Source organism: Streptomyces sp. NPDC048644, assembly GCF_043199105.1.
Classification (GTDB): Bacteria; Actinomycetota; Actinomycetes; order Streptomycetales; family Streptomycetaceae; genus Streptomyces.
In genome coordinates this window covers 471,927-496,650 of sequence record NZ_JBICVO010000005.1, presented here as the reverse complement: position 1 = coordinate 496,650, position 24,724 = coordinate 471,927, and the positions used below count along the sequence as shown (strand labels likewise).

At 71.4% G+C, this 24,724-nt stretch carries 30 protein-coding genes and 1 pseudogene; 21 read left to right on the top strand and 10 right to left on the bottom strand.

The genetic code is table 11. The features are described from left to right. Positions 1-24: 24 nt before the first annotated feature. Both ACGFNI_RS14765 and ACGFNI_RS14760 read right to left on the bottom strand, forming a co-directional pair. Positions 25-465, bottom strand: a complete 441-nt coding sequence (locus tag ACGFNI_RS14765) for an ATP-binding protein (RefSeq protein WP_393683761.1) — start codon at positions 463-465, stop codon at positions 25-27. Beyond that, the gene (locus tag ACGFNI_RS14760; protein WP_393683760.1) at positions 462-689 is read right to left on the bottom strand and encodes a hypothetical protein; all 228 of its coding nucleotides are present in this window, start codon (positions 687-689) and stop codon (positions 462-464) included. The genes ACGFNI_RS14765 and ACGFNI_RS14760 overlap by 4 nt, the downstream gene beginning before the upstream one ends. A 111-nt stretch (positions 690-800) precedes the next feature. On the opposite strand from ACGFNI_RS14760, the gene ACGFNI_RS14755 reads away from it, so the two are divergent. The 7 genes from ACGFNI_RS14755 to ACGFNI_RS14725 all read left to right on the top strand — a co-directional run bounded on the left by ACGFNI_RS14755 (position 801) and on the right by ACGFNI_RS14725 (position 4,551). Next, positions 801-1,658, top strand: coding sequence for a helix-turn-helix domain-containing protein (locus ACGFNI_RS14755; protein ID WP_393683758.1), 858 nt, complete (start codon positions 801-803; stop codon positions 1,656-1,658). Beyond that, complete coding sequence (locus ACGFNI_RS14750; RefSeq protein WP_393683757.1) at positions 1,639-1,935, top strand: DUF397 domain-containing protein; 297 nt, start codon at positions 1,639-1,641, stop codon at positions 1,933-1,935. Before ACGFNI_RS14755 ends, ACGFNI_RS14750 begins: the two co-directional genes overlap by 20 nt. Positions 1,936-2,122: 187 nt before the next feature. Continuing rightward, on the top strand, positions 2,123-2,314 hold the full coding sequence (locus ACGFNI_RS14745; protein WP_393683902.1) for a hypothetical protein: 192 nt from the start codon (positions 2,123-2,125) through the stop codon (positions 2,312-2,314). Beyond that, the gene (locus ACGFNI_RS14740) at positions 2,298-2,822 is read left to right on the top strand and encodes a DUF6879 family protein (RefSeq protein ID WP_393683756.1); all 525 of its coding nucleotides are present in this window, start codon (positions 2,298-2,300) and stop codon (positions 2,820-2,822) included. The genes ACGFNI_RS14745 and ACGFNI_RS14740 overlap by 17 nt, the downstream gene beginning before the upstream one ends. Then, complete coding sequence (locus tag ACGFNI_RS14735) at positions 2,819-3,676, top strand: helix-turn-helix domain-containing protein (RefSeq protein WP_393683754.1); 858 nt, start codon at positions 2,819-2,821, stop codon at positions 3,674-3,676. Before ACGFNI_RS14740 ends, ACGFNI_RS14735 begins: the two co-directional genes overlap by 4 nt. Positions 3,677-3,717: 41 nt before the next feature. After that, positions 3,718-3,948 carry a DUF397 domain-containing protein gene (locus ACGFNI_RS14730; protein ID WP_393683753.1) on the top strand — a complete coding sequence of 77 codons (231 nt, stop codon included), beginning with the start codon at positions 3,718-3,720 and terminating at the stop codon, positions 3,946-3,948. Positions 3,949-4,215: 267 nt separating this feature from the next. Beyond that, the gene (locus tag ACGFNI_RS14725) at positions 4,216-4,551 is read left to right on the top strand and encodes a hypothetical protein (protein ID WP_393683751.1); all 336 of its coding nucleotides are present in this window, start codon (positions 4,216-4,218) and stop codon (positions 4,549-4,551) included. Here the strand turns inward: ACGFNI_RS14725 and ACGFNI_RS14720 are convergent. Continuing rightward, a pseudogene (locus ACGFNI_RS14720) lies at positions 4,528-5,496 on the bottom strand (NAD(P)-dependent oxidoreductase); the annotation flags it as partial. The gene ACGFNI_RS14725 and the pseudogene ACGFNI_RS14720 sit on opposite strands and share 24 nt — an antisense overlap. A 42-nt stretch (positions 5,497-5,538) precedes the next feature. Beyond that, positions 5,539-6,279: an acetoacetate decarboxylase gene (locus ACGFNI_RS14715; RefSeq protein WP_393683750.1), complete on the bottom strand. Its 741-nt coding sequence runs from the start codon at positions 6,277-6,279 to the stop codon at positions 5,539-5,541. Between the two features lie 149 nt (positions 6,280-6,428). Between ACGFNI_RS14715 and ACGFNI_RS14710 the strand changes: the two genes are divergently transcribed. Then, positions 6,429-7,322: a LysR family transcriptional regulator gene (locus ACGFNI_RS14710; RefSeq protein ID WP_393683748.1), complete on the top strand. Its 894-nt coding sequence runs from the start codon at positions 6,429-6,431 to the stop codon at positions 7,320-7,322. Positions 7,323-7,489: 167 nt separating this feature from the next. On the opposite strand, the gene lysA is transcribed toward ACGFNI_RS14710, so the two are convergent. The 3 genes from lysA to ACGFNI_RS14695 all read right to left on the bottom strand — a co-directional run bounded on the left by lysA (position 7,490) and on the right by ACGFNI_RS14695 (position 9,744). After that, on the bottom strand, positions 7,490-8,824 hold the full coding sequence (gene lysA / locus ACGFNI_RS14705; protein WP_393683746.1) for a diaminopimelate decarboxylase: 1,335 nt from the start codon (positions 8,822-8,824) through the stop codon (positions 7,490-7,492). Positions 8,825-8,838: 14 nt separating this feature from the next. Next, positions 8,839-9,192 (bottom strand): SAV_915 family protein, encoded by a 354-nt coding sequence (locus ACGFNI_RS14700; RefSeq protein ID WP_393683744.1) that lies wholly within the window; start codon positions 9,190-9,192, stop codon positions 8,839-8,841. Between the two features lie 198 nt (positions 9,193-9,390). Then, positions 9,391-9,744, bottom strand: a complete 354-nt coding sequence (locus ACGFNI_RS14695; RefSeq protein ID WP_393683742.1) for a hypothetical protein — start codon at positions 9,742-9,744, stop codon at positions 9,391-9,393. A gap of 134 nt (positions 9,745-9,878) precedes the next feature. Here ACGFNI_RS14695 and ACGFNI_RS14690 point away from each other — a divergent pair, with 134 nt between their 5' ends. Further along, a complete protein-coding gene (locus tag ACGFNI_RS14690; protein WP_393683741.1) occupies positions 9,879-10,097 on the top strand; it encodes a superinfection immunity protein in 219 nt (72 codons plus the stop codon). A gap of 33 nt (positions 10,098-10,130) precedes the next feature. Here the strand turns inward: ACGFNI_RS14690 and ACGFNI_RS14685 are convergent, their stop codons facing one another. After that, entirely contained in the window at positions 10,131-11,108 is a 978-nt protein-coding gene (locus ACGFNI_RS14685) for a MurR/RpiR family transcriptional regulator (RefSeq protein WP_393683739.1), read from the bottom strand. Between the two features lie 101 nt (positions 11,109-11,209). Here ACGFNI_RS14685 and ACGFNI_RS14680 point away from each other — a divergent pair, with 101 nt between their 5' ends. From ACGFNI_RS14680 to ACGFNI_RS14655, 6 genes are read left to right on the top strand one after another with little or no spacing between them, the layout of a single operon-like run. Continuing rightward, on the top strand, positions 11,210-12,412 hold the full coding sequence (locus tag ACGFNI_RS14680; RefSeq protein ID WP_393683738.1) for a C45 family autoproteolytic acyltransferase/hydolase: 1,203 nt from the start codon (positions 11,210-11,212) through the stop codon (positions 12,410-12,412). Beyond that, positions 12,409-14,079 (top strand): ABC transporter substrate-binding protein, encoded by a 1,671-nt coding sequence (locus ACGFNI_RS14675; RefSeq protein ID WP_393683736.1) that lies wholly within the window; start codon positions 12,409-12,411, stop codon positions 14,077-14,079. Before ACGFNI_RS14680 ends, ACGFNI_RS14675 begins: the two co-directional genes overlap by 4 nt. Positions 14,080-14,085: 6 nt before the next feature. Further along, entirely contained in the window at positions 14,086-15,036 is a 951-nt protein-coding gene (locus ACGFNI_RS14670) for an ABC transporter permease (protein WP_393683734.1), read from the top strand. After that, the gene (locus ACGFNI_RS14665) at positions 15,033-15,893 is read left to right on the top strand and encodes an ABC transporter permease (protein WP_393683732.1); all 861 of its coding nucleotides are present in this window, start codon (positions 15,033-15,035) and stop codon (positions 15,891-15,893) included. The genes ACGFNI_RS14670 and ACGFNI_RS14665 overlap by 4 nt, the downstream gene beginning before the upstream one ends. A gap of 4 nt (positions 15,894-15,897) precedes the next feature. Beyond that, on the top strand, positions 15,898-16,914 hold the full coding sequence (locus tag ACGFNI_RS14660) for an ABC transporter ATP-binding protein (protein WP_393683730.1): 1,017 nt from the start codon (positions 15,898-15,900) through the stop codon (positions 16,912-16,914). Beyond that, the gene (locus ACGFNI_RS14655; RefSeq protein ID WP_393683729.1) at positions 16,911-17,771 is read left to right on the top strand and encodes an ABC transporter ATP-binding protein; all 861 of its coding nucleotides are present in this window, start codon (positions 16,911-16,913) and stop codon (positions 17,769-17,771) included. Before ACGFNI_RS14660 ends, ACGFNI_RS14655 begins: the two co-directional genes overlap by 4 nt. Positions 17,772-18,039: 268 nt before the next feature. Here ACGFNI_RS14655 and ACGFNI_RS14650 read toward each other — a convergent pair whose 3' ends face one another. Further along, positions 18,040-18,243 (bottom strand): cold-shock protein, encoded by a 204-nt coding sequence (locus tag ACGFNI_RS14650; protein WP_003984261.1) that lies wholly within the window; start codon positions 18,241-18,243, stop codon positions 18,040-18,042. A 269-nt stretch (positions 18,244-18,512) separates the two neighbouring features. On the opposite strand from ACGFNI_RS14650, the gene ACGFNI_RS14645 reads away from it, so the two are divergent. From ACGFNI_RS14645 to ACGFNI_RS14625, 5 genes are all read left to right on the top strand, one after another. Then, on the top strand, positions 18,513-19,403 hold the full coding sequence (locus ACGFNI_RS14645; protein WP_393683727.1) for a menaquinone biosynthetic enzyme MqnA/MqnD family protein: 891 nt from the start codon (positions 18,513-18,515) through the stop codon (positions 19,401-19,403). Positions 19,404-19,506: 103 nt separating this feature from the next. Next, positions 19,507-19,971, top strand: coding sequence for a hypothetical protein (locus ACGFNI_RS14640; RefSeq protein WP_393683726.1), 465 nt, complete (start codon positions 19,507-19,509; stop codon positions 19,969-19,971). A 111-nt stretch (positions 19,972-20,082) separates the two neighbouring features. Beyond that, complete coding sequence (gene mqnC, locus ACGFNI_RS14635; protein WP_393683725.1) at positions 20,083-21,282, top strand: cyclic dehypoxanthinyl futalosine synthase; 1,200 nt, start codon at positions 20,083-20,085, stop codon at positions 21,280-21,282. A 7-nt stretch (positions 21,283-21,289) separates the two neighbouring features. Beyond that, entirely contained in the window at positions 21,290-21,889 is a 600-nt protein-coding gene (locus tag ACGFNI_RS14630) for a hypothetical protein (RefSeq protein ID WP_393683724.1), read from the top strand. Between the two features lie 64 nt (positions 21,890-21,953). Further along, the gene (locus ACGFNI_RS14625) at positions 21,954-22,649 is read left to right on the top strand and encodes a demethylmenaquinone methyltransferase (protein WP_393683723.1); all 696 of its coding nucleotides are present in this window, start codon (positions 21,954-21,956) and stop codon (positions 22,647-22,649) included. 89 nt (positions 22,650-22,738) lie between these two features. Here the strand turns inward: ACGFNI_RS14625 and ACGFNI_RS14620 are convergent, their stop codons facing one another. Continuing rightward, a complete protein-coding gene (locus ACGFNI_RS14620) occupies positions 22,739-23,263 on the bottom strand; it encodes a GNAT family N-acetyltransferase (RefSeq protein WP_393683900.1) in 525 nt (174 codons plus the stop codon). Positions 23,264-23,408: 145 nt separating this feature from the next. On the opposite strand from ACGFNI_RS14620, the gene ACGFNI_RS14615 reads away from it, so the two are divergent. After that, complete coding sequence (locus ACGFNI_RS14615; protein WP_393683898.1) at positions 23,409-24,692, top strand: geranylgeranyl reductase family protein; 1,284 nt, start codon at positions 23,409-23,411, stop codon at positions 24,690-24,692. Positions 24,693-24,724: the final 32 nt, after the last annotated feature.

Here is a 24,724-nt window from a genome sequence, read left to right as displayed (position 1 = left end):
TCTGGAGCCAGGCCCCGCGGCGCGTCAGACTGGAAGCCCCGTGTCACCTCTGTGGGGGAGGTGGCACGGGGGCTTCGCACCGTCCGGGCACGCCGCCGCCTCCGCGACCTCGCACCACACGGTCTTGCCCCCGTCCGCAGGCCACACCCCCCACCCCAGCGATACGGCCTCCAGCAGCGCTATCCCGCGCCCACCCTCCTCGTCCCGCGCGGCCGACCGCCGCACCGGCACCCCGTACGGATCCGGATCCGCCACCTCGATCCGGATCCGCCCGTCCCCCTCCCCACGCACCCGCACCGTGACCGGCGCCCCCTCCCCGACATGCACAATCACGTTGCTCAGCAGCTCACTCACGCACAACTGCGCCGTCCCGCCCGCGTCCCCGAGGTACCGACGCAGCACCCGCCGCACGCCCCGCACCGCCCCCGGAACCGCGAGCAGCTCGATGACCAGCGTCGTCCTCACCGCGCCGCGGCCTTCCGCAGCGCATCGGCCAGCCGCAGCGCCGTCGCCGCATTGCAGTTACCGAGCGCGACGAGCGGCGCGTGATAGGCCCCCGCGAACGCCGGCAGATCGATTCCGAGCGACGGCAGAGTGATCCCGTGCGCCCCCAGCGCACCCCGTAGCGCCTCGGCGCACTCCTGCACGTCATCGGGGTCGGGGGAGGGACGGTTGTGGTGCTCGGACATGGCAGACACCTTCCTGTGCGCATCGTGACGAACCGCTCACAGCGTGCCGTCACGCGGAGTAGCGTGGGAAGGGAATCGGGCCCCACTGCGCATACCGTGGAACGGTGAACCATGCCTGCACCTAAGAACATTGACGGGTCATCCAGCGTCCCCGCCTTCTACGGCAAGGAGTTGCGCTGGAAGCGGGAGAGGGCGGGCCGCACCCTTCAGGAGACCGTCGAAGGCAGCTTCTTCGCCCCGAGCTACCTCAGCGAGATCGAACGCGGCACCCGCCGCATGCCGCTGGAACTCGCCCGCCACGTCGACCGTTTCCTGGAGACGGACGGCTTCTTCGAACGACGCTGCGAGGACGTACGGAAGGCGCGCCAGGGTGCGCACGCGGAGTACTTCGCGGCCATAGCTGATTCGGAGAAGCGGGCGCGGACCATCGAGCGATGGAGCAACGCGCTTATCCCCGGCCTGCTCCAGACCGAGGCGTACGCCCGCGCGGTCATCAGGGCCACTCATCCGCTGGACCTGCCGGAAGAGGTCGAGGCCAAGGTGCGCGCCAGGTTGCAGCGAGCGGAACTCTTCGACAATCCGAAGAAGCCGGAGTACTGGGTCATCCTGCACGCATCCCTGGTGCGAGACCCTGACCCGCTGCTGGCACCATCTGAAATGGCCGAACAGCTGGTCCGCATCGCTGACTTGGCGCGCTCCGGCAGGGTGGTGACACAAGCCCTCCCGTGGAATGCAGCGACCCGGCCCTTTACGGAGTTGTCGCTCATGTTCATGGAGTTCGATGACGCACCGCAGTTGGTCTACGCGGAGGGGCCCTATCACGGCCAGATCATCGACGATCCGGCCCTCGTGAAGCAGTACCGCAAGGCATACGATCGGCTCAGGGCCGCCGCGCTGTCTCCGGAGGCGTCCCTCGCCATGATCGACGAAGCGGCAGAGGATTTCCGAAATGGCAAGCAAAGGAACTGACTTGAGCGCGGCCTACTGGCGTAAGAGCAGCTACAGCAACGGCGACGGCGGCGACTGCATCGAGGTGGCCGAGGGGTTCCTCGGGGACGCCCACTGGCGCAAGAGCAGCTACAGCAACGGTGATGGCGGCGAGTGCATCGAGGTCGCCGACAACCTCCCCGGCCTCGTCCCCGTCCGCGACTCCAAGGCGGCCCCGGGCGGCCCGGCGCTCATGATCCCGGCAGCCGCCTGGCACCACTTCGTCACGGCGGTCAAGGCCGACGGGCTCAGCGCGTAGGCAATCCCCGAGCGACGCGAAGGACCCCCGATCGGCTGCGGCCACGGGGGTCTTGGCGTATAGAAATGACCCGCAAGTCGGTTTCCCGTTCTCTCAACAATCCCTGCTTGACCCTCTGTTGGAGGACCGCAAGGATCGACCTGGACGCGACGCATCGGCGTCGTGCGAAGTGGGGGTAAGTATGACCATGCAGCTCACCAAACTGGTCAGCACGTGCGATTACGACAACTGTCCCACCCTGTACGCCACCGACCGGGGGACGTTTTTGGTGCAGGGGGAGACGCCGACTGACCATGGCCTGGAAATTCCCGGCCATGAAACCCTCGTGGAGATCCCCGTGGAACTCATCAGGAAGGCGATCCGTGGCAAGCTCATCTAGGACGCTGGGGGAGTACTTCGAGAGCTTCGGGCGGGAAGCGTTCAGGCTCGAAATGCTCGACGACTACGGCAAGTCGGGGAACACCGAAGCGTTCCAGACGTTTCTGGCGGGGAAGCCGCAGCCGGAGAACTACAACGAGCGCTGGGTGGCGGAGCTCCGCAAGCGCTCTGCCGGCGGCAAGAGGATTTACCGCGTGCATGTCCTTTCCCGGCCGCTGACGCCGTACCTCCAGTATGAACTCGGCTGGGCATACTGGAAGAACATGACCGGCGGGGAAGAATTCTTCATCCTCGACACCACGGAGCAGCCGAACCCGTTCGAAGGTGTGCCGGACTTCTGGCTCTTCGACTCCGAGTTGGTCGCCATGTTGAACTACGACGACGAGGGGGGCTTCTTGGGGCCGGAAGAGTTGCCGGCCGACAGGGCGCAGGAATTCATCGCGTACCGGGAGAAGGCGTTGGCTCTCGCCGAGCCCTTCCCTGACTGGTGGGCAAAGCACGGCCAGTGAATCGTGCACAGCTCGGGGCGGCGCTGCGGGCACTGCGAAAGGCGTCCGAGAAGGAGGCCAAGGCCGTGGCCCGCGGCGCAGTCATGTCGCCGTCCAAGCTGTCGAAGATCGAGAACGGCAGGCTGATCCCCAGCCCTCAGGACGTCGCGCGCATCCTGACGGCCATCGGCGTATCGGACGCGGTCAAGGTTGAATACATAGAAGCCTCGCGCGAGGCGACCACGGAGGCCGTTGCGTGGCGCCTGCTGAAACGATCGGGCATTCATAAGTCGCAGCAGGCGACGAGGGCTCTCGAAGCGCAGATGTCCACGTTACGGCTTTTCCAGCCCGCACTTGTCCCGGGACTGTTGCAAACGCCGGAGTATGTCCGGTGCGTTCTCTCGCGCCACGGGCTGTCCGAAGATTCCCTTCTGCGTACCATCAGTGGCCGGTTGGAACGGCAGGAAGTTCTCTACGACGCGGGCAAGGTGCTGCGCTTCATCGTCACCGAGCCTGTCCTGCGCTGGCGCTTGGTGCCCCCTCAAATGATGGCTGCGCAATTGGATCGCATCATTTCGATTTCACGACTCGCCCACGTGGACATTCGGGTCGTCCCTCTCGGGGTGCAACAGCACGACGTGCCGAGCCATTCCTTCGTGATCCACGACGAGCGCATGGTGGCGGTGGAAACGATGCACGCGAAGATGACGGTGACGGACCCCAGGGATGTGGAAATCTACGTCCGCAAGTTCGAGGGGTTCGAGCGGGTGGCGGTTTCCGGTGATGCCATGCGCATCATGATTGAAGGCATCCGGGACGACTTCTTGCGGGAACAGGAAAGCGGTCGGAGCGGGCCGGATTCGGGCGGAAGATGAACCGGGAAAACTCGTCCTCCGAGGAATGAGGAAGGTTCGTCATGCGCGAGAACGACCTGTATGTGCTGCCGCTCGACGGAGTGGAATTCGTCAGGGCGTGCGGCGGCAATACGCACCCCGACGGTGAATCCTGCGTCACGCTCGGCCGTATCCGCCCCGGAGTGTGGGCCGTCGCGGACAGCAAGCGGCCCGGGGCCGAACCGCTGCGGTTCACCACGGAGGAGCTGGAGGCGGCCGGTATCGACCCGGCTCGTTTCGGGCTCTCGGCCTGACGGTCGCCCGTTCGTCGGAAAGGGCGGCACGTTGCATCACCATGGGTATCTCTGGGTGGGGCCGAAGCGGCTCCCGGAGCGAGGGGCGAAGTCGTACGGGGCGGAGGGCGGCGGGGCGGACGGCGTCCATTTCGACCGCGAGGGCATCCGGAGGCCGCCGCCCGCGACGGAACCGGCGGCGACGAGCCCGCCGGACCTGATCGAGCGGTACCGGCGGGCCGCGGCGGAGTGGCGTACGAGCGAGGTGCCGCCGATCGAGGTCGCGCTGTGGCTCACCAAGCCGGCCACGACCATCCGGGGACCTGGCAGGACCCGGAGGGCGCCACGGCCTGGCTCGCCGGTCAACTTGCCACCCACGCCGCCAGGTTCGCGTCGGAGCAGGACCGCGAGGCCGTCCGTCTCTCGCTGAAGGTCGCCGCGGCCACCGACCGGCTCGCCCGCGGGCAGGACGTGGTGTACGGCTTCTACCTCGGACGCCCGCTGTTCCTGTCGCTGGGAGTGGTGACCTGCTCGCCGAACCGTATGCGTGCTGAACTGGGCTGCCCCTTGGGGAGGGACGGGCGGCGGAGGGCCGGGCCGTCAGCGGGTTCCGCTACGCCGTGACCCCGCCGCGAGCTCGCCGTCCCGTCCCCCGCTCGGACGTCCGTTGAGTCCTTCGACCACCGTCAGCAGGGACGTGTGGTCCAGGGCGCCGAGGCCCTGGGCGCGGGCGGCGGCGATGAGTTGGGTGACCAGGCCGGTCATCGGCAGGCTGACACCCAGTTCGCGGGCCGCCTGGCCGAGTATGCCCATGTCCTTGTGGTGCAGGTCGATGCGGAAGCCGGGGGTGAAGTCGCGGGCCAGCATGGAGGCGGCCTTGTGGTCCAGGATCCGGTTGGCGCCCCAGCCGTTGGCCAGGACCCGCAGGCCCTTGGTGCCGTCCACCCCCGCCGCTTCGATGACCACGATCGCCTCGGAGACGAGGGTGATGATGCCGCCGTGCAGGAGTTGGTTGGTGGCCTTGACGAGCTGGCCCGCGCCGTCGGAGCCGAGGTGGGTGATGACCGACCCCAGGGCGGACAGCAGCGGCTCGGCGGCGGCGAAGTCGGCCGCTTCGCCGCCCGCCATGATGGACAGGGTGCCGGCCACCGCGCCCGGTTCGCCGCCGCTCACCGGGGCGTCCAGGGGGCGAAGTCCCGCCGCGCGGGCGGCCCGTGCGACCTTGCGGCTGGTCTGCGGGGCGATGGTGCTCATGTCGATGAGCAGGGTGCCGGGGCGGGTGTGGGCGAGCACGCCGTCCGCGCCGAGCCACACCTCTTCGACGACCGGTGAGTCGGGGAGCATGGTCAGGACGGCATCCGCGTTCCGTACGGCGTCGCCGATCCGCTCGGCCGCCGCGCCGCCCGCGTCCACCAGGCGCTGCCGCGCGGCGGGTACGGGATCGACGCCGGTCACCCGGTGGCCCGCCGCGACGAGGTTGGCGGCCATCGGCGCGCCCATGACGCCAAGGCCGATGAAGGCGATCTTGCTCATGGTCTTCCTCCTTCTGTGGTACCGCTGTTCGCGCCGGCCGCCGCCGCGGGCGGACCGGCGCGAGAGGCATCGGCCCGCTCAGGCCAGATAGTCGTGGGCGACCTCGGGGACCGGGATGGTGACGTCGGCGAGGATGTGGTCGGCCGAGACCACCTCGCGTACGGGGAGGTCGGCCAGCGGAGCCGAGACGTGCTCGAAGAGCTGGAGGCGGGCGGGGGCGGTCCAGGCGCCGCGCACGGTGAAGTCGGTCAGCCGGATGCGCAGCAGCTCGCAGATGCGCTGGCCGCCGTCGTAGTGGGGCAGCACCTTGAGCATGTAGGTGGGGCCGCTCATGCCCGCCCGCACGGTGTCGAGGTTGAGCGGGCGGTGCTTGTAGCCCATGGTCGCGGTGGCGACCGGCAGCGTGCCGTAGTCCAGGCTGCCGACCAGCGTGTCGTTGTCGACGAAGAGGCGCGGCGAGCCGGCCTTCTTCGGGTACGCGGCGGTCTCCCGGCCCAGCGCGATGGCCGGGGCGTTGTCCAGGTAGAGGGCGTGCAGGTACGCGCCCGGCTTTCCTTCGTACGTCACCGGAATGACCTGGCCGCACTCGGTGAAGTCGCCCATCCCCGAGGTGTCGGGTGTCCGCATCACCTCGAACTTCACGAGGGGGTTGGCGGGGTCGACGGCGAGCGGCTCGGGGACGACGGCGCGCAGCGCGTCGGGGTCGGTCCGGTAAGTGATGTGCAGGTACTCGCGGTTGACGGCACGGTAGGGGCCGGGCGGGAACGCCGGGCTCGACAGGGGAGTGGCCGTTACCTGCTTGATGTCGTCGATGCGCATTGCCGTCACACTTCTTTCCGGGTTTTACGGGAGATCTGGAGAACACGTCGAGATCTGGAGAACACGTCCGGCCGGGGCGTGACAACGACGCTAGGCCGCATCGAGAGGCGGGAGAAATACGGAACGGACGCCATTTATGCTCGGTGTGTATGAATCTCGAACACGTCGAACTGCGGGTGCTGCGCGGCTTTTTCGCGCTGGCCGAGGAAGAGCACTTCTCCGTCGCCGCCGCGCGCTGCCGGGTGTCCCAGCCGACGCTGTCGCGCATGGTCGCCTCGCTGGAGCGTGACCTGGGCGTACGGCTCGTCGAGCGGACCACGAGGAGCGTGTCCCTGACCGCGGTCGGACGGCGGCTGTACGGGGATCTCGCCGGGGCGCTGGGGCAGCTCGACGCCGCGCTCCAGTCAGCGGGCGGCGCCGCGGAATTCCGTCTCGGATTTCCCTGGCTGCTGCCGCCCCAATGGCTCCGGTCCGTGCTGCCGGCCGTGGAGCGCAGCATCGGGATCGGCATCGACTTGCTGCGCAGGGACGAATTCCTGGCCGGGGTGGACCGGGGCCTCGTGGACGCCGCCGTCATTCACGGCACGGTCTCGCACCCGTCCCTGCGCACCGTCGAACTCTTCGAGGAACCCCGCATCGCCGTCGTCCCCCGCAGCGGCCCGCTCGCCCGCCGCCGCCGGCTGCGCTGGGCCGAAATCGCCGGCCATCCCCTCATGGTCATCGGCCGCGAAGGAACGGGGACGGTCGGCACGCATCTGTGGCCGGACGGCGAGCGCCCCGAAATCGCCCACGAATACCGGAACTTCGACGAGTGGCTGGCGGCGATAGCGGCGGGCCGCGGAATAGGGGTGGCCCCGCACTGCGCGAGGGAATACGGCCACCCCTCCGTCGCCTACGTCCCCCTCGCGGACGCGCCCCCGGTCCCCTTCACCCTCGTCCTGCCCGCCCGGGGAGCCCACCCGCTCGCGGAGCGCGTCGAGGCGGCGGCGCTGGCGGCGGTGCGGGCGGGCGGGGCGCCGGAGGCGGACGCCCGTCAGCCGTAACGACCTGGGGAGCAATAGTCCTCGGAAGAAGGAGCGGCCGTGCCGGACGCCGCGACGCCGAGGACTATTGCTCCCCAGGTCGTAAGGGAGTCGCGTGGGTGTCCGGCGGCCCGTCACGACCGCCGGACACCCATGGCGCGGCCTGGAAGGCCGACGCTTCGGCTGCGCTAGAACCCCACGTCCCGGCTGCGGAAGTCGTCCAGCGACTCGCGCCGCATGAGCAGCCGGGCCCTGCCGTTGTGGACGGCCACCACCGGGGGCCGGCCCACCAGGTTGTAGCCCGAGGCCATCGACAGCTGGTACGCGCCGGCCACCGGCACCGCCAGCAGGTCGCCAGGCCGGACGTCGGCGGGCAGCGGCACGTCGGCGGCCAGGACGTCGCCCGCCTCGCAGTGCCGCCCGACGACCGTCGCCTGGCACGTCGCGGCGTCCGGGCGGCGGCCGATCAGACGCGGCGCGTAGCGCACCCCGTAGAGCGCGGGGCGCGGGTTGTCGCTCATCCCGCCGTCGACCGCGACGAACACCCGGCCGCCGGTGCGCTTGACGGCCAGCACCCGGTACAGCGCGATGCCGGCCGGGCCCGCCACCGCGCGGCCCGGCTCGATGATCAGGCGGGGCACGGTGAGGCCGGCCGCCGCGCAGCTCTCGATGAGTTCGGCGCGCAGCTTGCGGGCCAGCGCCGTGAGGTCGAGTGCGGGCTCGCCGGGCCGGTAGGCGATGCCGTGGCCGCCGCCCATGTCCAGCTCGGGCAGCACCACGCCGTGCGTGTCGCGGATGCGGGCCATCAGCCCCACGACCCTGCGCAGCGCCGCGAGGTACGGCTTGACGCTGGTGATCTGGGAGCCGATGTGGCAGTGCAGGCCGGTCAGTTGGAGCTGCGGCTGGCCCATGATCCGGGCGATGGCGTGCTGCGCGGAGCCGTCGGTGAGGGACAGGCCGAACTTCTGCCCTTCGGTGCCGGTACGGATCTTCTCGTGGCCGCCGGCGGAGATGCCGGGGACGACGCGGACCATCACCTTCTGGTGGCCCTTGGGCCCGACCGCGGCGGCCAGGCGGGCGATCTCGGACGGGCTGTCGATGACGATCCGGCCCACGCCGAGCCGCAGCGCGGTCTCGATGTCGTGGGGCGACTTGGCGTTGCCGTGCAGCACGATCTGCTCCGGCGGGAAGCCGGCCGTCACCGCGAGTTCCAGTTCACCGGCCGAGCACACGTCGAGCCCGAGCCCTTCCTCGTCGATCCAGCGCACCATGGCGCGGGAGAGGAACGCCTTGGCGGCGTAGAGCACGTCGGCGTCGGGGAAGGCGTCGCGGTACATCCGGCAGCGGGCCCGGATCTCGCCCTCGTCCAGGACGTAGGCGGGGGTGCCGAAGCGGTCGGCCGTCTCGGTGAGGCAGACGCCGGCGACGGCCAGGCCGCCGTCCGGGAGCCGGGTGGTGGAGGCCGGCCAGACGGACAGGTCGTCGGCGTCGGCGGGGAGTTGGGGGAGGACTGCTGTGGTCATGGAGTGCGGCCCCTTCAGGCGGTCCTGGCCGCGGGCCGGCCGTTCGCCGACGGCCGGTACGGGACGGCGGGCGCGGGCGCGGCCTGGGCGGCGGTGAACGTCGGGTCGACGGTCAGCAGCCGCACGCCGAGCGGCCGGGTCATCGCGCGCAGGACGGGTCCTGAGAGCCGGATCCAGGGCTGGCCTGCGCCGAGCGTGCCGGTCAGGCGTTCCGGGCAGGTGAAGGCGACGGCGGTACGGGCGCCCAGCGGGGTGCGGAACAGACGCACCGCCACCCCCGCTCCTCCCGGCCGGACGGGCACGTACAGGGGTCCGGCCGGGACCGGTTCTTCCGGCTCGGGGTCGTCGGCGTACTCGTACAGGCACATGGGGTCTCCTGGGGATCACGGATGGTGCGCCCGGGGATGCGGGGAGGCAGCCCGTGGCGCGGCACCGAAGGTATCCCCGCCGTGCGGCGGTTTCGGCCCTGTCATGACGGGTCCTTGACGGCCCGCGCCCCGGCCCTTGCGGATCGCTGACGTCGGGGCGCGTGCGGCGTGCGCCGGGGCTGCGGCGGTCTGCGGAGGTCAAGATTCCGGCGACACCCAGCCGACGCGGTGGGCGAGCCACGCCCGGCAGGCCCAGGTCAGGGCGCCGAGGGTCAGCAGCACCACGGCGCCGGACACCGCGCCCCGCACGCCACGGCCTGGGCGTGCGCCGACGGCGGAACGGGCCGCCGTCCACGACAGGAGGGTGAGCGCGGGCAGGCCGAGCAGCATGCAGGGCAGCTCGACGTACAGCAGGCTGAGGTCGCGCTCCCCTTCGAACGCCCCGCGCAGCCCGGGGCGCGCGCCGTGGAGCCACGCCTGGAACCCGGTACCCGCCGCGAGCGCCGCCACCAGGCAGCCGGCCGCTCCTGCCCGTCCCGATTTCGCTTCCATGCCGGTCAGGACACCGTCCGTCCACGGGCAGTTCCCGCGGGCTCGTGCACCGGAAAGGGGCGGGTGTGGCGGGTGGGTACCGTTGTGGCGAGCGGTGGATGCCGGTTGTCGGTCAGGAGTCGGGAGAGTGGTGCGTGGTGCTGGCAGATCTGGGGTCCGTGGGAGTGGTGCTGCTCGGGATAGTGGTGCTGGTGGTCTACTTCCTGCCGTCCTACGTCGCGTTCTACCGGCGCATCGACAACCGGTGGCTGGTGCTCGTCATCAACGTGCTGTTCGGGGCCTCGTTCGTGGGCTGGCTGGTGGCGCTGTACCTGGCCATGCGGAAGGGGCGGGTCCAGCCGCAGGCGGCCTGACCGCGGGACGGGGCCGCCCGCCGCGGCAGCGCGCTACGGCGTCTCCCTGCGGCCCCGCGACTTCGGCTGCGGAGCGAGCAACTGCTCGCGGAGCGCCGTGAGTTGATGTGAGGTCTCCACCGCGCGGGTCTCGTCGAGCGTCGTCAGGGCGAGCAGCAGGGCGTCCGCGACGACCAGGCCGGTCAGTGATTCGGCGGTGATGCCGGTGGGGGTGTGCGGCGCGGTCAGCACCGCCTCGATGCGGCCCCCGAAGGTCTCCCCCAGCTCGTCGGTGACGAAGACGACCTTGGCGCCGACCGCGCGGGCCCGTTCCACCAGCACCGTGAACTCGTCCAGCGGGCGCCCGGGTTGGAAGACCACCACCGCGTCGCCGCGGCCCAGCGGGAGCAGCGCGTCGGCGAGCGCGAACCCGGTCGCGCCCAGGAAACGGGCCCGGCGGCCGGTCCTGGCGAGCATCAACGCGAGGTGGCGGGCGGCGAGTTCGGACGCCGCGACGCCGTAGCAGAACACCTCGCCCGCCGGGGCGAGCGCCGCCACCGCGCGCTGGAAGGACGCGGTGTCGGTCAGCCGCCTGGCGTGCCCGATGCGTTCCTCCGCCTCGTTGAAGACGTCGTCCCAGATGCCCCGCAGGTCCTGGCCGACGTGGGCGATGCGCTGCCGCAGCCGGACCTCGGGGGCGACAGACGTGGTGAAGTCGGCGGCCAGGTCGCGCTTGAGCGCGGGCAGGCCCGCGTAGCCGATGCGCTGGAGGGCGCGGACGACGGTGGCGTTGCTGGTGCCGCTGGCGCCGCCCAGCTCCTGGGCGCTGGCGAAGAGCAGCTGCTCGGCCTCGGCGCCTGCCAGGTACTGGGCGACGGCACGCTCGGACGTGGTCAGCCCGTCCCAGGCGTCGCGGACGGCGGCCCGCAGCCGGGTGAGACCGGTGCCGCCGTCCGCGGGGTGCGGGCCGTCGTCCGCCGTCCGCCCCGGGTGGCCGGCCTGCGACGTTTCTGGAATCTCCATTACCACCATTGACTTTCGTGTGACCGCCGTTACTCTCCTGGACAACGCATTTCAAGAGAGCCACTTGCTGAAATCGACGTTACAGCAGCGGGCCCTGCGCAGGGAGACACATGGCACAGCGCACTCTTCCGGTCATCGAGATCTCCGGCCCGCCGGCCGAGCGGGGCCGCCAGTACGGCGAGGCGGTGCGCGACCGCATCCACGCCGCGACCGCCTACTACGAAGCGGCCTTCGGCGCCTCCAGCGGCCTGACCTGGGAACAGGTCACCGCCCGCGCCGCCCGCTGGCTGGCGCCCGTCCGCGACTACGCGCCGCACCTGGTCGAGGAGATGCAGGGCATCGCCGACGGCGCCGGCGTCGGCCTGCTCGACATCCTCGCCCTCAACGCCCGCGGCGAGGTCATCTACGACAAGTCGTTCGCCGCGATGGCCGCGGACGGCGGCGGGCACCCGGGCGCCCCGGACGACGAGGAGCCCGCCGAAGGCTGCACCTCCTTCGCCGCGTTCGGCGAGGCCAGCGGCGACGGGCACGTCTGGGCCGGGCAGAACTGGGACTGGCGGGCCGGTGTCGCCGACACCGTCGTCCTGATCCGGATCGTGCAGCCGCCGAAACCGACCCTGATCATGCAGGTCGAGGCCGGGCAGATAGGCCGGCAGGGCGCCAACTCGGCCGGTATCGCCCTGAACGCCAACGGCCTCGGTGGCCGCTTCGACGACACTGTCGGGCTGCCGCAGACCGTCGTACGGCGCAGCGTCCTGGACCGGCACAGCATCACCGACGCCCTCGACGTGCTGTGCCGCACCCGCGCGCACATCGCCAGCAACGCCCTGCTGACCTGCCGCGAAGGCTTCGCCATCGACCTGGAGACCACCCCGGCCGGGCACGGCTGGATGTACCCGGCCGACGGACTGCTGGTGCACGGCAACCACTACCAGGCGGGCGTCCCCGCCGCGCTCGCCGCCGGATACCGCCCGATGGCGTCCGACTCGCTGGTCAGGGTGCCGCGCGCCGAGGCCGGACTGCGCGCGCTGCGCACCTCCACCGGGCCCGACGACTCCCGCAGGATCATCCGGGAGGCGATGTCGGACCACCTGGGCCACCCCGAGTCGCTGTGCACCCACCCCGACCCCCGCACCCCCCTGCTCAAGCACTGGACGACGCTGGTCTCCTCCTGCGTCGACCTCACCACCGGCGACTACCACGCGACGGCCGGCACCCCCTGCGATCACACCTACCAGCACCTGCCGTGGAACCTCTACGACGGCCCCGGCGCACCCGCCGACGGGCACTGTTCCGACGGGGCACGGCGATGACGCGGGCACCGGGCCTGCGCCGGGCCGCGCTGGCCGCCGCCGTCACCGTCCTGGCACTCGGCGCCGCGGCGTGCAGCGGCGCCACGAACACCACAGGCGGCGGCAAGGCCCTGCGCGCCGCCGACCTCGAACTCACCCCCACGACCGCCAGGGCCACCGGCCACCTCGGCACCGTCAACTGGCTCCTTGAGGACGAACCCGACTCCCTCGACCTCGACACCCAGGGCAGCAGCGCGGGACGGATCGTCCTCACCAACGTCTGCGAACGGCTCTACCAGCTGCGGCCCGACATGTCCGCCCGCCCCTTCCTCGCCCGCAAGGTCACCAGGCCCGACCCCACCACCCTCGTCCTGGACCTGCGCGAGGACGTCACCTTCCACGACGGCGCCACGATGACCGCCGATGACGTGCTGTGGAGCCTGAAGCGGCACGCCGACCCGGACATGGAACAGGCCGACGAGTTCGAGAACGTCAAGAAGATGACGAAGACCGGACCGCACCGGATCACCGTCACCTTCAAGGAACCCGACGCGCTCTTCACCAAGGCGCTGGCCGGTGACGCCGGGATCGTCTACCAGCGCGGCGAAGTGCAGGCGGCGGGCAAGGAGTTCGGCACCCCGGGACGCGGCGACGCCTGCTCGGGCCCGTACCGGCTGACCCGCTGGAAGTCCGGCGACTCGATCACCATCGAGCGGGCCGCCCACTACTGGGGCACCGCACCACTGACCCGGAAGGTCGTCTTCCGCTGGGCCGCCGACAGCGCCTTCGTCAACGCCCTCACCACCGGCGCGGCCGACGGCGGCTACGCCGAATCCTCCAACACCGCCGCCGCCCTCGCCGGCCGGCGGGGCCTGCACGCGTACTACGGCCCCAGCACCGCCTCGCTCGCCCTGATCCCCACCGAACGCGGCGGCCTCAAGAACCCCGCGATCCGCCGTGCCCTCTCCCTCGCCCTGGACCGCACCGGCATCGCCACCGCCGGCTACGGCGGCCTCGTCCAGCCCTGGGCCACCCCGGTCGGCTCCGGCGCCTGGGGCTACCAGAAGCCGCAATTCGCCGCGGCGCAGCGGAAGATGGCGGCCCTGGCCCCCGACCATCCGGACGCACGCGACCTCGCCACGGCCAGGAAGCTCGTCAAGGAAGCGGGCGCACCCACCGCGCCCATCGTCATCGGGACCGACGCCGGCCAGGGCAGGACCGTCATCGCCAACGCGGTACGCGACGCACTCGCGCGCATCGGGCTCACCGGGCAGATCAAGACCGTCCCGACCGCCCAGTTCGAGGAGTTCTACAGCTCACGGGCGGCCCGCTCGGACATCGACCTGCTGGTCGGCGACTGGTACATCTCCAAGAGCGACCCGATGGGCTTCTACGACAACGGCCTGTCCACCAGCTCCAACAACTGGGTCGGCTTCCACGACCCGGCCTACGACACCACCGTCCGCACCGCGCTGCGCACCCTGGACGACGCCGAGCGCGCCCGCCTCGCCGTCCGCGCCCAGCGGCAGTTCGCCGAGGCCGCCGTGTGGATACCTGTGGCCCAGGTGCCGTCCGTCCTGGTCCTCAAGGACGGCCTCACCGGACCGCCCGCCTCGCAGGCGTACCTCTACCACCCGTGGGCCGCCGACCTGGGCGCCGCCCCGCACCACGCCTCAGGGAAGGACTGAACCGCCGTGCTCCGCAGTCTCGTCCGGCGCATCGCCGGCCTGTTCGCCACCCTGCTGGCCGCCTCCTTCGTCATCTTCGCCGCCGTCTACGCGGCACCCGGCGACCCGGCGGTCTTCCTGGCGGGCGGCCGGGACAAGCTCACCCCGGAAAAGCTCCTCGCCGTCCGCGAGCAGTACCACCTCGACGAACCGCTGGTCGTCCAGTACGGCCGCTGGCTGTGGGACTGCGTCCACACCGACCTCGGGCGCTCCTTCAAATACGGCGACCAGGTGGCCGACCTGGTGGCCGCCCGGCTGCCCGCCACCCTCGAACTCGTCGGCTACGCCACGGTGTTGTTCGTCCTCTTCGGCGTCGGCGCCGGGGTGCTCGCCGCGGTCCGCCGCGGCTGGGCGGACTCCGCCGTCGTCGGCCTCACCACCCTCGCCGCTTCCGTCCCCTCCTTCGTCGCCGCCATCGCCCTGGTCTCCGTCTTCGGGGTGCGGCTCGGCTGGTTCCCGGTGACCGGCGGCGGCGAAGGGCTCGGCGACACGGTCCGCCACCTCACGCTGCCCGCGGTGTCCATGGCGCTGGGCGCGCTGGCGATCATCAGCCGGGTCACCCGGCAGGCCATGCTCGACGCCCAGGCAGCCGACCATGTCGAGGTCGCACGGGCATCCGGCGTCCCCGAACGCGACATCGTGCTGCGGCACGTGCTGCGCAACGCACTCGGCCCGATCGTCACCATGTGCGGCCTGGTCACCGCCGGCATGCTGGCCGGCACCGTCGTCATCGAGACCGCCTTCGGCATCAGCGGCATCGGCTCGCTGCTGGTCGGCGCCATCAACACCCACGACTTCCCCGTCGCCCAGGCCGTCCTGCTGCTGATGGTCACCGGCTACATCCTCGTCACCACCCTCGTCGACCTCGTGCACCCGCTGCTCGACCCCCGGGTCACGGTCGCAAGGAGCGCCGCATGACCACCTCCCTCACCGCACCGGCAGGCCCGATCGCCCCGCCCCGCATCCCCACCAAGCGCCCCATCGGCCCGCTGATCGCGGCCGGATTCCTCGCCCTGGTGGTGCTCGCCGCGGTGTGCGCGCCGCTGCTCGCGCCGTACGCCCCCGACCGCATCGACCTCTCGTCCTCCCTCGTCGGCACCGGCCGCGCCCACCTGCTCGGCACCGACGCCTCAGGACAGGACCTGCTCAGCCGCGTCCTGTACGGGGCCAGGACCAGCCTGATCGCGCCGCTGCTGCTGCTCGCGCTGGCCGCCGTCATCGGCGTCACCCTCGGCACCGTCGCCGCCTGGCGCGGCGGCTGGGCCGACACCCTGCTCTCCCGCGTCACCGACGTCATGTACGCCTTCCCCGGGCTGCTGTTCGTCGTCCTGATCATCGCGGTCTTCGGCGCCGGCATCACCACGTCCGTCCTCGCCCTGGGCCTGGCCTTCGCCCCCACCATCGCCAAGTACACCCGCAGCGTGGCCCTCGCCGAACGCGCCAAGCCCTACATCGACGCCTACCGGGTGCAGGGCATGGGCGGCGCCCGGATCTGCGCCCGGCACCTCGTCCCCAACCTCGGCCGGGCCATCGCCGGCTACCTCGTCGTCCTCTTCGGCGAGGCCCTGATGAGCCTGGCCACCCTCAGCTACCTCGGCTTCGGCACCCAACCGCCCAGCTCCGACTGGGGGTTGATGGTCCAGGAAGGCCAGGCCGCCGTCGTCCAGGGCGCCCTGCTGCCCGCCATGGTGCCGGGCTGCGCGGTGGCCGCCGTCGTGGTCGCCTTCAACGTCGCCGGCGTCTGGGCCGCCGACCGACTCTCCGCGAAGGGATAGCCGCATGCCGCACACCTCAGCCACCGTCCGCGGCAGCGCCGCACCCGCCCCGTCCGGCGGGCCGCTCCTCGCCATCGACCACCTCACCCTCCACCTGCCCGGCACCGCCCGCCCGGTGCTCACCGATGTCTCACTGCACGTCGCACCCGGCGAAGTCGTCGGCCTGGTGGGGGAGTCGGGCTCCGGCAAGTCCACCACCGCCAAGGCCGCACTGCGGCTGCTGCCCGACGGCGCCCGCGCCACCGGAAGCGTCCGCGTCGCAGGCACCGACGTGCTGTCCCTGACCGGAGCGGCGCTGCGCGCCCACCGCGCCCGCACCGTCGCGATGGTCCACCAGGACCCGCGCTCCGCACTCAACCCGGTCCGCAGGATCGGCGACTTCCTCGCCGAACGGCTCGCCCACACCGGAGCCGACCGGGCCGCGCTGCGCGCCCGCGCCGTCCAACTCCTGACCGCCGTCGGCCTGGCGGATCCGGAACGCCGCATCCGCCAGCGCCCCCACGAACTCTCCGGCGGCATGCTGCAACGCGTCGTCATCGCCGGCGCGCTCGCCGCCGAACCCCACCTGCTCCTCGCCGATGAGGCCACCAGCGCCCTGGACGTCACCACCCAGGCCGAGATCCTCGCCCTGCTGCGCACCCTGCGCGACACCCATGGCACCGGCCAGCTCTTCATCACCCACGACCTGCAACTCGCCGCCGCCTACTGCGACCGCGTGCACGTCATGTACGCGGGCCACGTCGTCGAGTCCGCCCCCGCCGCCGCCCTCTTCGCCGCCCCACGGCACCCCTACACCCGCGGCCTGCTCGACTGCTCGCCCGACGTGACGGCGGCCCCGCGCCCACTGCGCCCCATCCCGGGCCGCCCGCCGTCCCTCGCCGACACCTTCACCGGCTGCCCCTTCGTCGCGCGCTGCGCCGACGGCGACGACGCCTGCGCGACCTGGACCCCCGCCCCGGCCACCGTCACCGGCGGCTCCACCGTGGCCTGCCGCAAGGCGGACGAGAAGAGGACGCGATGACCGAGCCACGCCCCCGCCAGGACGCCGGGCCCGGCACGACGGACGGCGCCGCGCCCGTCCTCGTCGCCGACGGACTGTCCAAGGCGTACCCGATGCCGGGCGGCGGCCGTCACCTCGCCGCCGACTCGATCACCTTCGCCGTGCCCCGTGGCGGCTCGGTCGGCATCGTCGGCGAGTCCGGATCGGGCAAGACGACCGTGGCCCGGATGCTGGTGGGCCTGGTGCGCCCGGACGCGGGCACGGTGACCGTCGAAGGGCGCGTCCGCCCGCCGCGCACCCCCCGCGGCCGGGCCGCCCGGCTGGCCAGGGCCCGGGAGATCCAGATCGTCTTCCAGGACCCCTACGTCTCGCTCGACCCCCGGCTCACCGCGCGCCAGTGCCTGCTCACCGTGCTCCGGCTGCACGGCACCGCACCGCAGGCCGCCGCCGACCGGGCCGCCGCACTCCTCGACCAGGTGGGCCTGGGCGCCAGGGAAGCCGGCGCCAGGCCGCACGGCCTGTCCGGCGGCCAGCGGCAGCGTCTCGCCATCGCGCGGGCGCTGGCCGTCGACCCGCGGGTGCTGGTCCTGGACGAGGCGGTGGCCGCGCTGGACGTCTCCATCCAGGCGCAGATCCTCGAACTGCTCGCCACCATCCGCCGCGACACCGGCGTCGCCCTGGTCTTCGTCAGCCACGACCTCGCGGTGGTGCGGCACCTCACCGACGAGACGCTGGTGATGCGGCGCGGCCGAGCCGTCGAGCAGGGCCGCACCGAGCAGGTGCTCGCCGCCCCGTCGGCCTCGTATACGAAGGCGCTGCTCGCCGCGGTCCCCCGGGAGGGCTGGGATCCGGCGGCGGTGGCGGCCGGACGCGGCTGACCGCCCCGGCGCCGGAATGCGGCGTCCGCGGAAAGGCGGCGGCAGGGGTGAGGGCCCGGACAAAGGAACGGACGCGCACCGGGAAAGGGAAGCGGCCGACAAAGGGCCCCGGACCGACAAAAGGCACCCGGCCGGTGAAAGGGCCCGCATCCGCGAAAGGACCGCCCCGCAAAAGGCAGGAGCCCCTCTCCCCACCGAAGTGGAGGAGCGGGGCTCCTTGGGTACTGCGTTAGCTCGACCTAAAGGTTTTCAGGTCGGACCGGGCAACTCAGACCGGCGTGACATTCTCCGCCTGCGGGCCCTTCGGACCCTGCGTGACGTCGAAGTTCACCTGCTGGTTCTCCTCCAGGGAGCGGAAACCAGAGGCGTTGATCGCCGAGTAGTGGACGAAGACATCCGGGCCGCCGCCGTCCTGGGCGATGAAGCCGAAGCCCTTTTCAGCGTTGAACCACTTGACGGTTCCGGTAGCCATAAGCCCTCCTTGGGCCAAAGGGTTGCCCTGCTCCAGAACCTGCAAACAAGTCTGAAAACTACAAAAGCCTGCGGGTCACATGCTCCGCAGGCTCTGTACTGCAAGGGAAACCAAACTGCAACTTGCGCTGAGCGTAGCATGGGGCACTCGTGAGGCGGAAGAGCCAAAGATCACGTTTACGACCTGGGGAGGTCGTTTACCCGACCGGCCTACCGGCCATGTGCGCCCCCGCCGTGCTGGTGCGCGCCCCACAGGTCTAGCCTCCGCATGTGGACAATTCAACCTTTGGAGACGCGCCCGAAGACGCCGCTGCCGACCTCCGTCGCAGCCGGCCGCGGGTGGGCCACATCCAGTTCCTGAACTGCCTGCCCCTTTACTGGGGCCTCGCCCGTACGGGCACCCTGCTCGACCTAGAGCTGACCAAGGACACCCCGGAGAAGCTCAGCGAACAGCTGGTCCAAGGGGATCTCGACATCGCGCCGATCACCCTCGTGGAGTTCCTGCGCGCCGCCGACGACCTCGTGGCCTTCCCCGACCTCGCGGTCGGCTGCGACGGCCCGGTGATGTCCTGCGTGATCGTCTCGCAGAAGCCGCTGGACCAGCTGGACGGGGCACGGGTGGCCCTCGGGTCGACCTCGCGCACCTCCGTGCGCCTCGCCCAGCTGCTGCTCGCCGAGAAGATCGGGGTCCGTCCCGACTACTTCACCTGCCCGCCAGACCTGGGTCTGATGATGCAGGAGGCGGACGCCGCCGTCCTCATCGGAGACGCCGCGCTGCGCGCCAACCTGCACGACGGGCCCCGGCTCGGCCTGGAGGTGCACGACCTCGGCCAGATGTGGAAGGACTGGACGGGCCTGCCGTTCGTCTTCGCCGTCTGGGCCGCCAGGCGCGACTACCTGGAGCGCGAGCCGCTGGTCGTGGAGAAGGTCCACGAGGCGTTCCTGGCCTCCCGTGACGTGTCCCTGGAAGAGGTCACCAAGGTCGCCGAGCAGGCGGCGCGCTGGGAGACCTTCGACGAGCAGCTCCTGGAGCGGTACTTCACCACCCTGGACTTCCGCTTCGGCCCCGACCAGCTGCGCGGCGTCACCGAGTTCGCCCGCCGGGTCGGCCCGTCCACCGGCTTCCCCGCCGACGTGAAGGTGGACCTGCTGGGCCACTGACCGGCCGCCGGGACGGTCCCGGGAATCGCGGCGTGCGCCGCCCCCACGTTTGACATGATCAGAACTGATCTTGACTGATCCTGTCCACGCCAAGGGGGATTTCATGAGGACACCACCGGAGGAACGCGCCCGCTCCCGGGCACTGCCCCGCGCGCTCGCCGCCGTGACCGGCGCCGTCGCGGTGCTCGCCACGCTGTCGGCGGCACCGGCAGGCGCGGCCGGCGTCAACACGGTCAGCTGCGGTACGCCGGGCGGCGGCGCCGGCGGCACCCTCAACTGGGGATACACCGGCAAGACCAAGATGAACCCGGTGGTGCTCGGCGCGCACGACATGGGGAAGGACGGCGCCTGGCCGCGGGTGCGCCTGGACATCGTCACAGCGTCCGGCAAGCGGGTCACCTACTCCTGGCACGCGCACCACGGCGGCTCCGGCACGAGCAAGCGGTGGAACACCTACGTCTCCCACAGTGCGGGCATCGTCAGCGCCCGCGTCGAGGTCCAGAACATCAAGGGCAGCAGCCCCGCCTCCTCCTGTTACAGCGCCAAGGCGTACAACCCGTACTACTGAGTCCGTGCGGCGGCTGCCTCCCCACCGCCCGGCGGGAGGCGGCCGGGCGGGCCGAAACCCCTGGCGTACGCTGGACCGGTCCGTCAATACCCCTCCGAAAGGGACGCCCCGGTGACCGAGAACGCCGACCTCCAGTCCGTACTCGACCGCGCCGCGCAGGGCGGTCGCATCACACCGGAGGAAGCACTCGACCTGTACCGCTCCGCGCCGCTGCACGCCCTCGGCCGGGCGGCCGACGCGGTGCGCCGCCGCCGCTACGCAGGCACCGAGCACATCGCGACGTACATCATCGAGCGGAACATCAACTACACCAACGTCTGCGTGACGGCCTGCAAGTTCTGCGCCTTCTACGCCGCCCCGAAGGACACCAAGAAGGGCTGGTCCCGGGACCTCGACGACATCCTGCGCCGCTGCGCGGAGACCGTCGAACTGGGCGGCACCCAGATCATGTTCCAGGGCGGCCACCACCCGGACTACGGCGTCGAGTACTACGAAGAGCACTTCTCGGCGATCAAGAAGGCGTTCCCGCAGCTGGTCATCCACTCCCTCGGCGCATCCGAGGTCGAGCACATGGCCCGGATCTCCAAGGTGACGCCGGAAGAGGCGATCCGCCGCATCCACGCGGCCGGCCTGGACTCCTTCGCCGGTGCCGGAGCCGAACTCCTCCCGGCCCGCCCGCGCAAGGCCATCGCCCCGCTCAAGGAGTCCGGCGAGCGCTGGCTGGAGATCATGGAGACCGCCCACACCATGGGCGTGGAGTCCACCTCCACCATGCTCATGGGCACCGGCGAGACCAACGCCGAACGCATCGAGCACCTGCGCATGATCCGCGACGTCCAGGACCGTACGGGCGGCTTCCGCGCCTTCATCCCGTACACCTACCAGCCGGAGAACAACCACCTGAAGGGCCAGACGCAGGCCACCCTCTTCGAGTACCTGCGGATGATCGCGCTCGCCCGGATCTTCCTCGACAACGTCGCGCACATCCAGGGTTCCTGGCTGACCACCGGCAAGGAGGTCGGCCAGCTGTCGCTGCACTACGGTGCCGACGACCTCGGCTCGATCATGCTGGAGGAGAACGTCGTCTCCTCGGCGGGCGCCAAGCACCGCTCCAACCGCATGGAGATCATCGAGCTGATCCGCACGGCGGGCCGGGTGCCCGCCCAGCGCGCGACCACCTACGAGCACCTCGTCGTGCACGACGACCCGGCCAACGACCCCGTCGACGACCGCGTCGCCTCGCACATCTCCTCGACGGCCATCGAGGGCGGCACCGCCCACCCCGAACTCAAGCTCATCGACGCCAACTGAGCCCACGGTGCTGACACTTCACGTCGCCGAAGCCTCCCCGGAGTCCGCGGTCCTCGTCGACGGCGCGGCCATCGCCGCCGTCGGCCCGTACGAGGAGCTGGCCGCCGTCCGCCCCGAAGCCCGGGTGCGGCGATGGCCCGGCATCCTCACCCCCGGGCTGCTCAACCCGTACGGGCCCGAGCTGCTCGAAGGCACCTACCACCCGGACCCGCGCGAGGCCGGCGAGTTCGGCACCGAGCCGATCACCGGTGAACGCGCGCGGGCCATCTTCCGCGCCGACCCGGCACGGCAGGGCGCCAGCGCCAGGCGCGGGGTGCAGCGGATGCTGGCGCACGGCACCGTCGCCATCGCCGGGGAACTGCGCGGCCGGGCCGCCGTGGACGCGGTGCGCAGGGCCGGGCTCGCGGTCGGGCAGCGCCCGGACAACCTGCCGGGCCCTGCGTCCTTCTCGCCGGTCCCGCTCGTCCTGCTGCCGCCGCTGAAGCCGGGCGGGCCCGCACGGTTCGCCGTGTTCGACGTGCCGGACCGGGCCGCGCTCGTCAGGCTCGGCGCCGCCACCTGCGTCGCCACGGTCATCGAAGGACGCCTGGTCCACCGCCGCCGCTGACCCGCAACGGACCGGGCCGCGGCCCTGCGGACGGGGCCGGGGGGCGTACTGCCACAATGGACGGGTGACCCGCGCATCCCTGGACAAGCAGCCGCACGAAGTCGCCGCGATGTTCGACGACGTGGCGGCGCGGTACGACCTCACCAACGACGTGCTCTCGCTGGGCCAGGCCCGGCTGTGGCGCAAGGAGGTGGACCGGGCGGTGGCCGCGCGGCCCGCCGAGCGGGTCCTCGACCTCGCGGCCGGCACCGGCACGTCCTCGCTGCCCTTCGCCGCGACCGGCGCCTACGTCGTGCCGTGCGACTTCTCCGTCGGCATGCTGGCGGAGGGCAAGAAGCGGCACTCCTGGCTGCCGTTCACCGCGGGTGACGGCACCCGCCTGCCGTTCGCGGACGCGGTGTTCGACGCCGTCACCATCTCCTTCGGGCTGCGCAACATCCAGGACACCGACGCGGCGCTCGCCGAGCTGTACCGCGTCACCAAGCCCGGAGGCCGGGTGGTGATCTGCGAGTTCAGCGAGCCGACCTGGGCGCCGTTCCGCACCGTCTACACCGAGTACCTGATGCGCGCACTGCCGCCGGTCGCCCGCGCGGTCAGCAGCAACCCCGACGCGTACGTCTACCTCGCCGAGTCCATCCGCAGCTGGCCCAACCAGCCCGAACTGGCCGCCCGGATGCAGGGCGTGGGCTGGACGAAGGTCGCCTGGCGCAACCTGACGGGCGGCGTGGTGGCCCTGCACCGGGGGACCAGGCCGGCCTGATGACGGGCCGGGCCGCGGCCCGGCCGGCGGACCGCTGTTCACCGCCCGCCCGGTGAACAGCGGCCACCCGCCCACCCGTTGGGCCCCGGTCACAGATCAAGCCGGTAGCAGTACCCCTCCCGCTGCGACACCGGCGTGCGCACCGTCTCCGTCCGCCGCATCCCCAGCCGCTCGGCCACCGCGACGGACCGCTCGTTCCGCACGTCGATCATCGCGACGACATCCCGTACGCCGCCCGCCCGTACGGCATCCAGCGCGGCCCGCGCCGCCGCCGTCGCGTAGCCCTTGCCCCAGTGCTCGCGGCCGAGCCGCCAGCCGATCTCTATCTCGCCCACAGGACCCCAGTCGTCGTACGGCCACGGCTGGGCCCCGGTGAAGCCGAGCACCGCGCCGTCCTCCGGGGCGAGCAGCGTGTAGAAGCAGAAGCCGCGTTCGGCGTGATGCCGGCGCTGGCGGGCGGTCAGCTCGTCGTACACCGACAGTTCGGCCGGTGCGCCGCCGTGGAATTCCATGACATCGGGGTGCCGGAAGGCGCGGTGCCAGTGCAGCGCGTCCTCATCCGTGGGCACCCGCAGCTCGACGGCCGGCAGCGGCCTGTCCGTGGTCTTCGTCATCGGCTTCACGGGCCAACCCTTCAGGAGGTGATCACCAAGGCACCCATAGACTGCCCCTGCTCGGTGCCCTTCGGCACCCAGATATGCAGATACCCCGATTTCGACTTCCGGGAGACCCCCCGTGACCGAGTCCTTGACCGAGTCCGTGACCACACCCCGCTCGGAGAACAGCGCGGATGTGATCGTCGTCGGAGCCGGTCCTGCCGGCTCGACCACCGCCTACCACCTGGCCAAGTCCGGTCTGGACGTGCTCCTTCTGGAGAAGACCGCCTTCCCCCGGGAGAAGGTCTGCGGCGACGGCCTCACCCCGCGCGCCACCAAGCAGCTCGTCGGGATGGGCATCGACATCTCGGAGGAAGCGGGCTGGCTGCGCAACAAGGGGCTGCGCATCATCGGCGGCGGCTCCCGCCTCCAGCTCGACTGGCCGGATCTCGCGTCCTTCCCCGACTACGGTCTGGTCCGCAAGCGCGACGACTTCGACGAAACGCTGGCCCGCCAGGCGCAGAAGGCCGGCGTCCGGCTGCACGAGCGCTGCAACGTCGGCGCCCCGATCATCGACGACCTGACGGGCCGCATCACCGGCGTGCACGCCAAGCTCGGCGAGGAGAAGACCCCGGTCACCTTCCACGCCCCCGTGGTCGTCGCCGCCGACGGCAACTCCACCCGGCTGTCCCTGGCGATGGGCCTGCACCGCCGCGAGGACCGCCCCATGGGCGTCGCGGTCCGCACCTACTTCACCTCCCCGCGCCACGACGACGACTACCTGGAGTCCTGGCTGGAGCTGTGGGACCGCCGCGGCGCCCAGGACCGGCTGCTGCCCGGCTACGGCTGGATCTTCGGCATGGGCGACGGCACCAGCAACGTCGGCCTCGGCATCCTCAACTCCAGCTCCGCCTTCAAGGAACTGGACTGGCGCGAGATCCTCAAGGCGTGGTGCGCCTCCATGCCCGAGGACTGGGGCTACACCCCGGAGAACATGACGGGCCCGATCCGCGGCGCCGCCCTCCCGATGGCCTTCAACCGCCAGCCGCACTACACCAAGGGCCTCCTGCTGGTCGGCGACGCCGGCGGCCTGGTGAACCCCTTCAACGGCGAGGGCATCGCGTACGCCATGGAGTCGGGCTCCATCGCCGCCGAGGTCATCGTCCAGGCGCACGCCCGCGCCACCTACGCACAGCGCGAACTGGCCCTCCAGGGCTACCCGAAGATCCTCAAGGAGACCTACGGCGGCTACTACTCGCTCGGCCGCGCCTTCGTGAAGCTCATCGGCAACCCGAAGGTCATGAAGATCGCGACCCAGCGCGGCCTGACCCACCCCCTCCTCATGCGTTTCACCCTCAAAATGCTCGCCAACCTCACGGACCCCACCGGCGGCGACGCGATGGACCGCATCATCAACGGCCTGAGCAAGGTGGCGCCGAAGGCGTGAGCGCACGCCCGGCGACATGACAGCGGCCCCCG

Coding starts and splice junctions, on each gene's coding strand:
- ACGFNI_RS14680 (WP_393683738.1), top strand. CDS start 11,210: ATGGCACAGCGCACTCTTCCGGTCATCGAGATCTCCGGCCCGCCGGCC.
- ACGFNI_RS14710 (WP_393683748.1), top strand. CDS start 6,429: ATGAATCTCGAACACGTCGAACTGCGGGTGCTGCGCGGCTTTTTCGCG.
- ACGFNI_RS14655 (WP_393683729.1), top strand. CDS start 16,911: ATGACCGAGCCACGCCCCCGCCAGGACGCCGGGCCCGGCACGACGGAC.
- ACGFNI_RS14685 (WP_393683739.1), bottom strand. CDS start 11,108: ATGGTGGTAATGGAGATTCCAGAAACGTCGCAGGCCGGCCACCCGGGG.
- ACGFNI_RS14665 (WP_393683732.1), top strand. CDS start 15,033: ATGACCACCTCCCTCACCGCACCGGCAGGCCCGATCGCCCCGCCCCGC.
- lysA (WP_393683746.1), bottom strand. CDS start 8,824: ATGACCACAGCAGTCCTCCCCCAACTCCCCGCCGACGCCGACGACCTG.
- ACGFNI_RS14660 (WP_393683730.1), top strand. CDS start 15,898: ATGCCGCACACCTCAGCCACCGTCCGCGGCAGCGCCGCACCCGCCCCG.
- ACGFNI_RS14675 (WP_393683736.1), top strand. CDS start 12,409: ATGACGCGGGCACCGGGCCTGCGCCGGGCCGCGCTGGCCGCCGCCGTC.
- ACGFNI_RS14760 (WP_393683760.1), bottom strand. CDS start 689: ATGTCCGAGCACCACAACCGTCCCTCCCCCGACCCCGATGACGTGCAG.
- ACGFNI_RS14745 (WP_393683902.1), top strand. CDS start 2,123: ATGCAGCTCACCAAACTGGTCAGCACGTGCGATTACGACAACTGTCCC.
- ACGFNI_RS14750 (WP_393683757.1), top strand. CDS start 1,639: ATGGCAAGCAAAGGAACTGACTTGAGCGCGGCCTACTGGCGTAAGAGC.
- ACGFNI_RS14640 (WP_393683726.1), top strand. CDS start 19,507: ATGAGGACACCACCGGAGGAACGCGCCCGCTCCCGGGCACTGCCCCGC.
- ACGFNI_RS14715 (WP_393683750.1), bottom strand. CDS start 6,279: ATGCGCATCGACGACATCAAGCAGGTAACGGCCACTCCCCTGTCGAGC.
- ACGFNI_RS14620 (WP_393683900.1), bottom strand. CDS start 23,263: ATGACGAAGACCACGGACAGGCCGCTGCCGGCCGTCGAGCTGCGGGTG.
- ACGFNI_RS14650 (WP_003984261.1), bottom strand. CDS start 18,243: ATGGCTACCGGAACCGTCAAGTGGTTCAACGCTGAAAAGGGCTTCGGC.
- ACGFNI_RS14700 (WP_393683744.1), bottom strand. CDS start 9,192: ATGTGCCTGTACGAGTACGCCGACGACCCCGAGCCGGAAGAACCGGTC.
- ACGFNI_RS14730 (WP_393683753.1), top strand. CDS start 3,718: ATGCGCGAGAACGACCTGTATGTGCTGCCGCTCGACGGAGTGGAATTC.
- ACGFNI_RS14755 (WP_393683758.1), top strand. CDS start 801: ATGCCTGCACCTAAGAACATTGACGGGTCATCCAGCGTCCCCGCCTTC.
- ACGFNI_RS14695 (WP_393683742.1), bottom strand. CDS start 9,744: ATGGAAGCGAAATCGGGACGGGCAGGAGCGGCCGGCTGCCTGGTGGCG.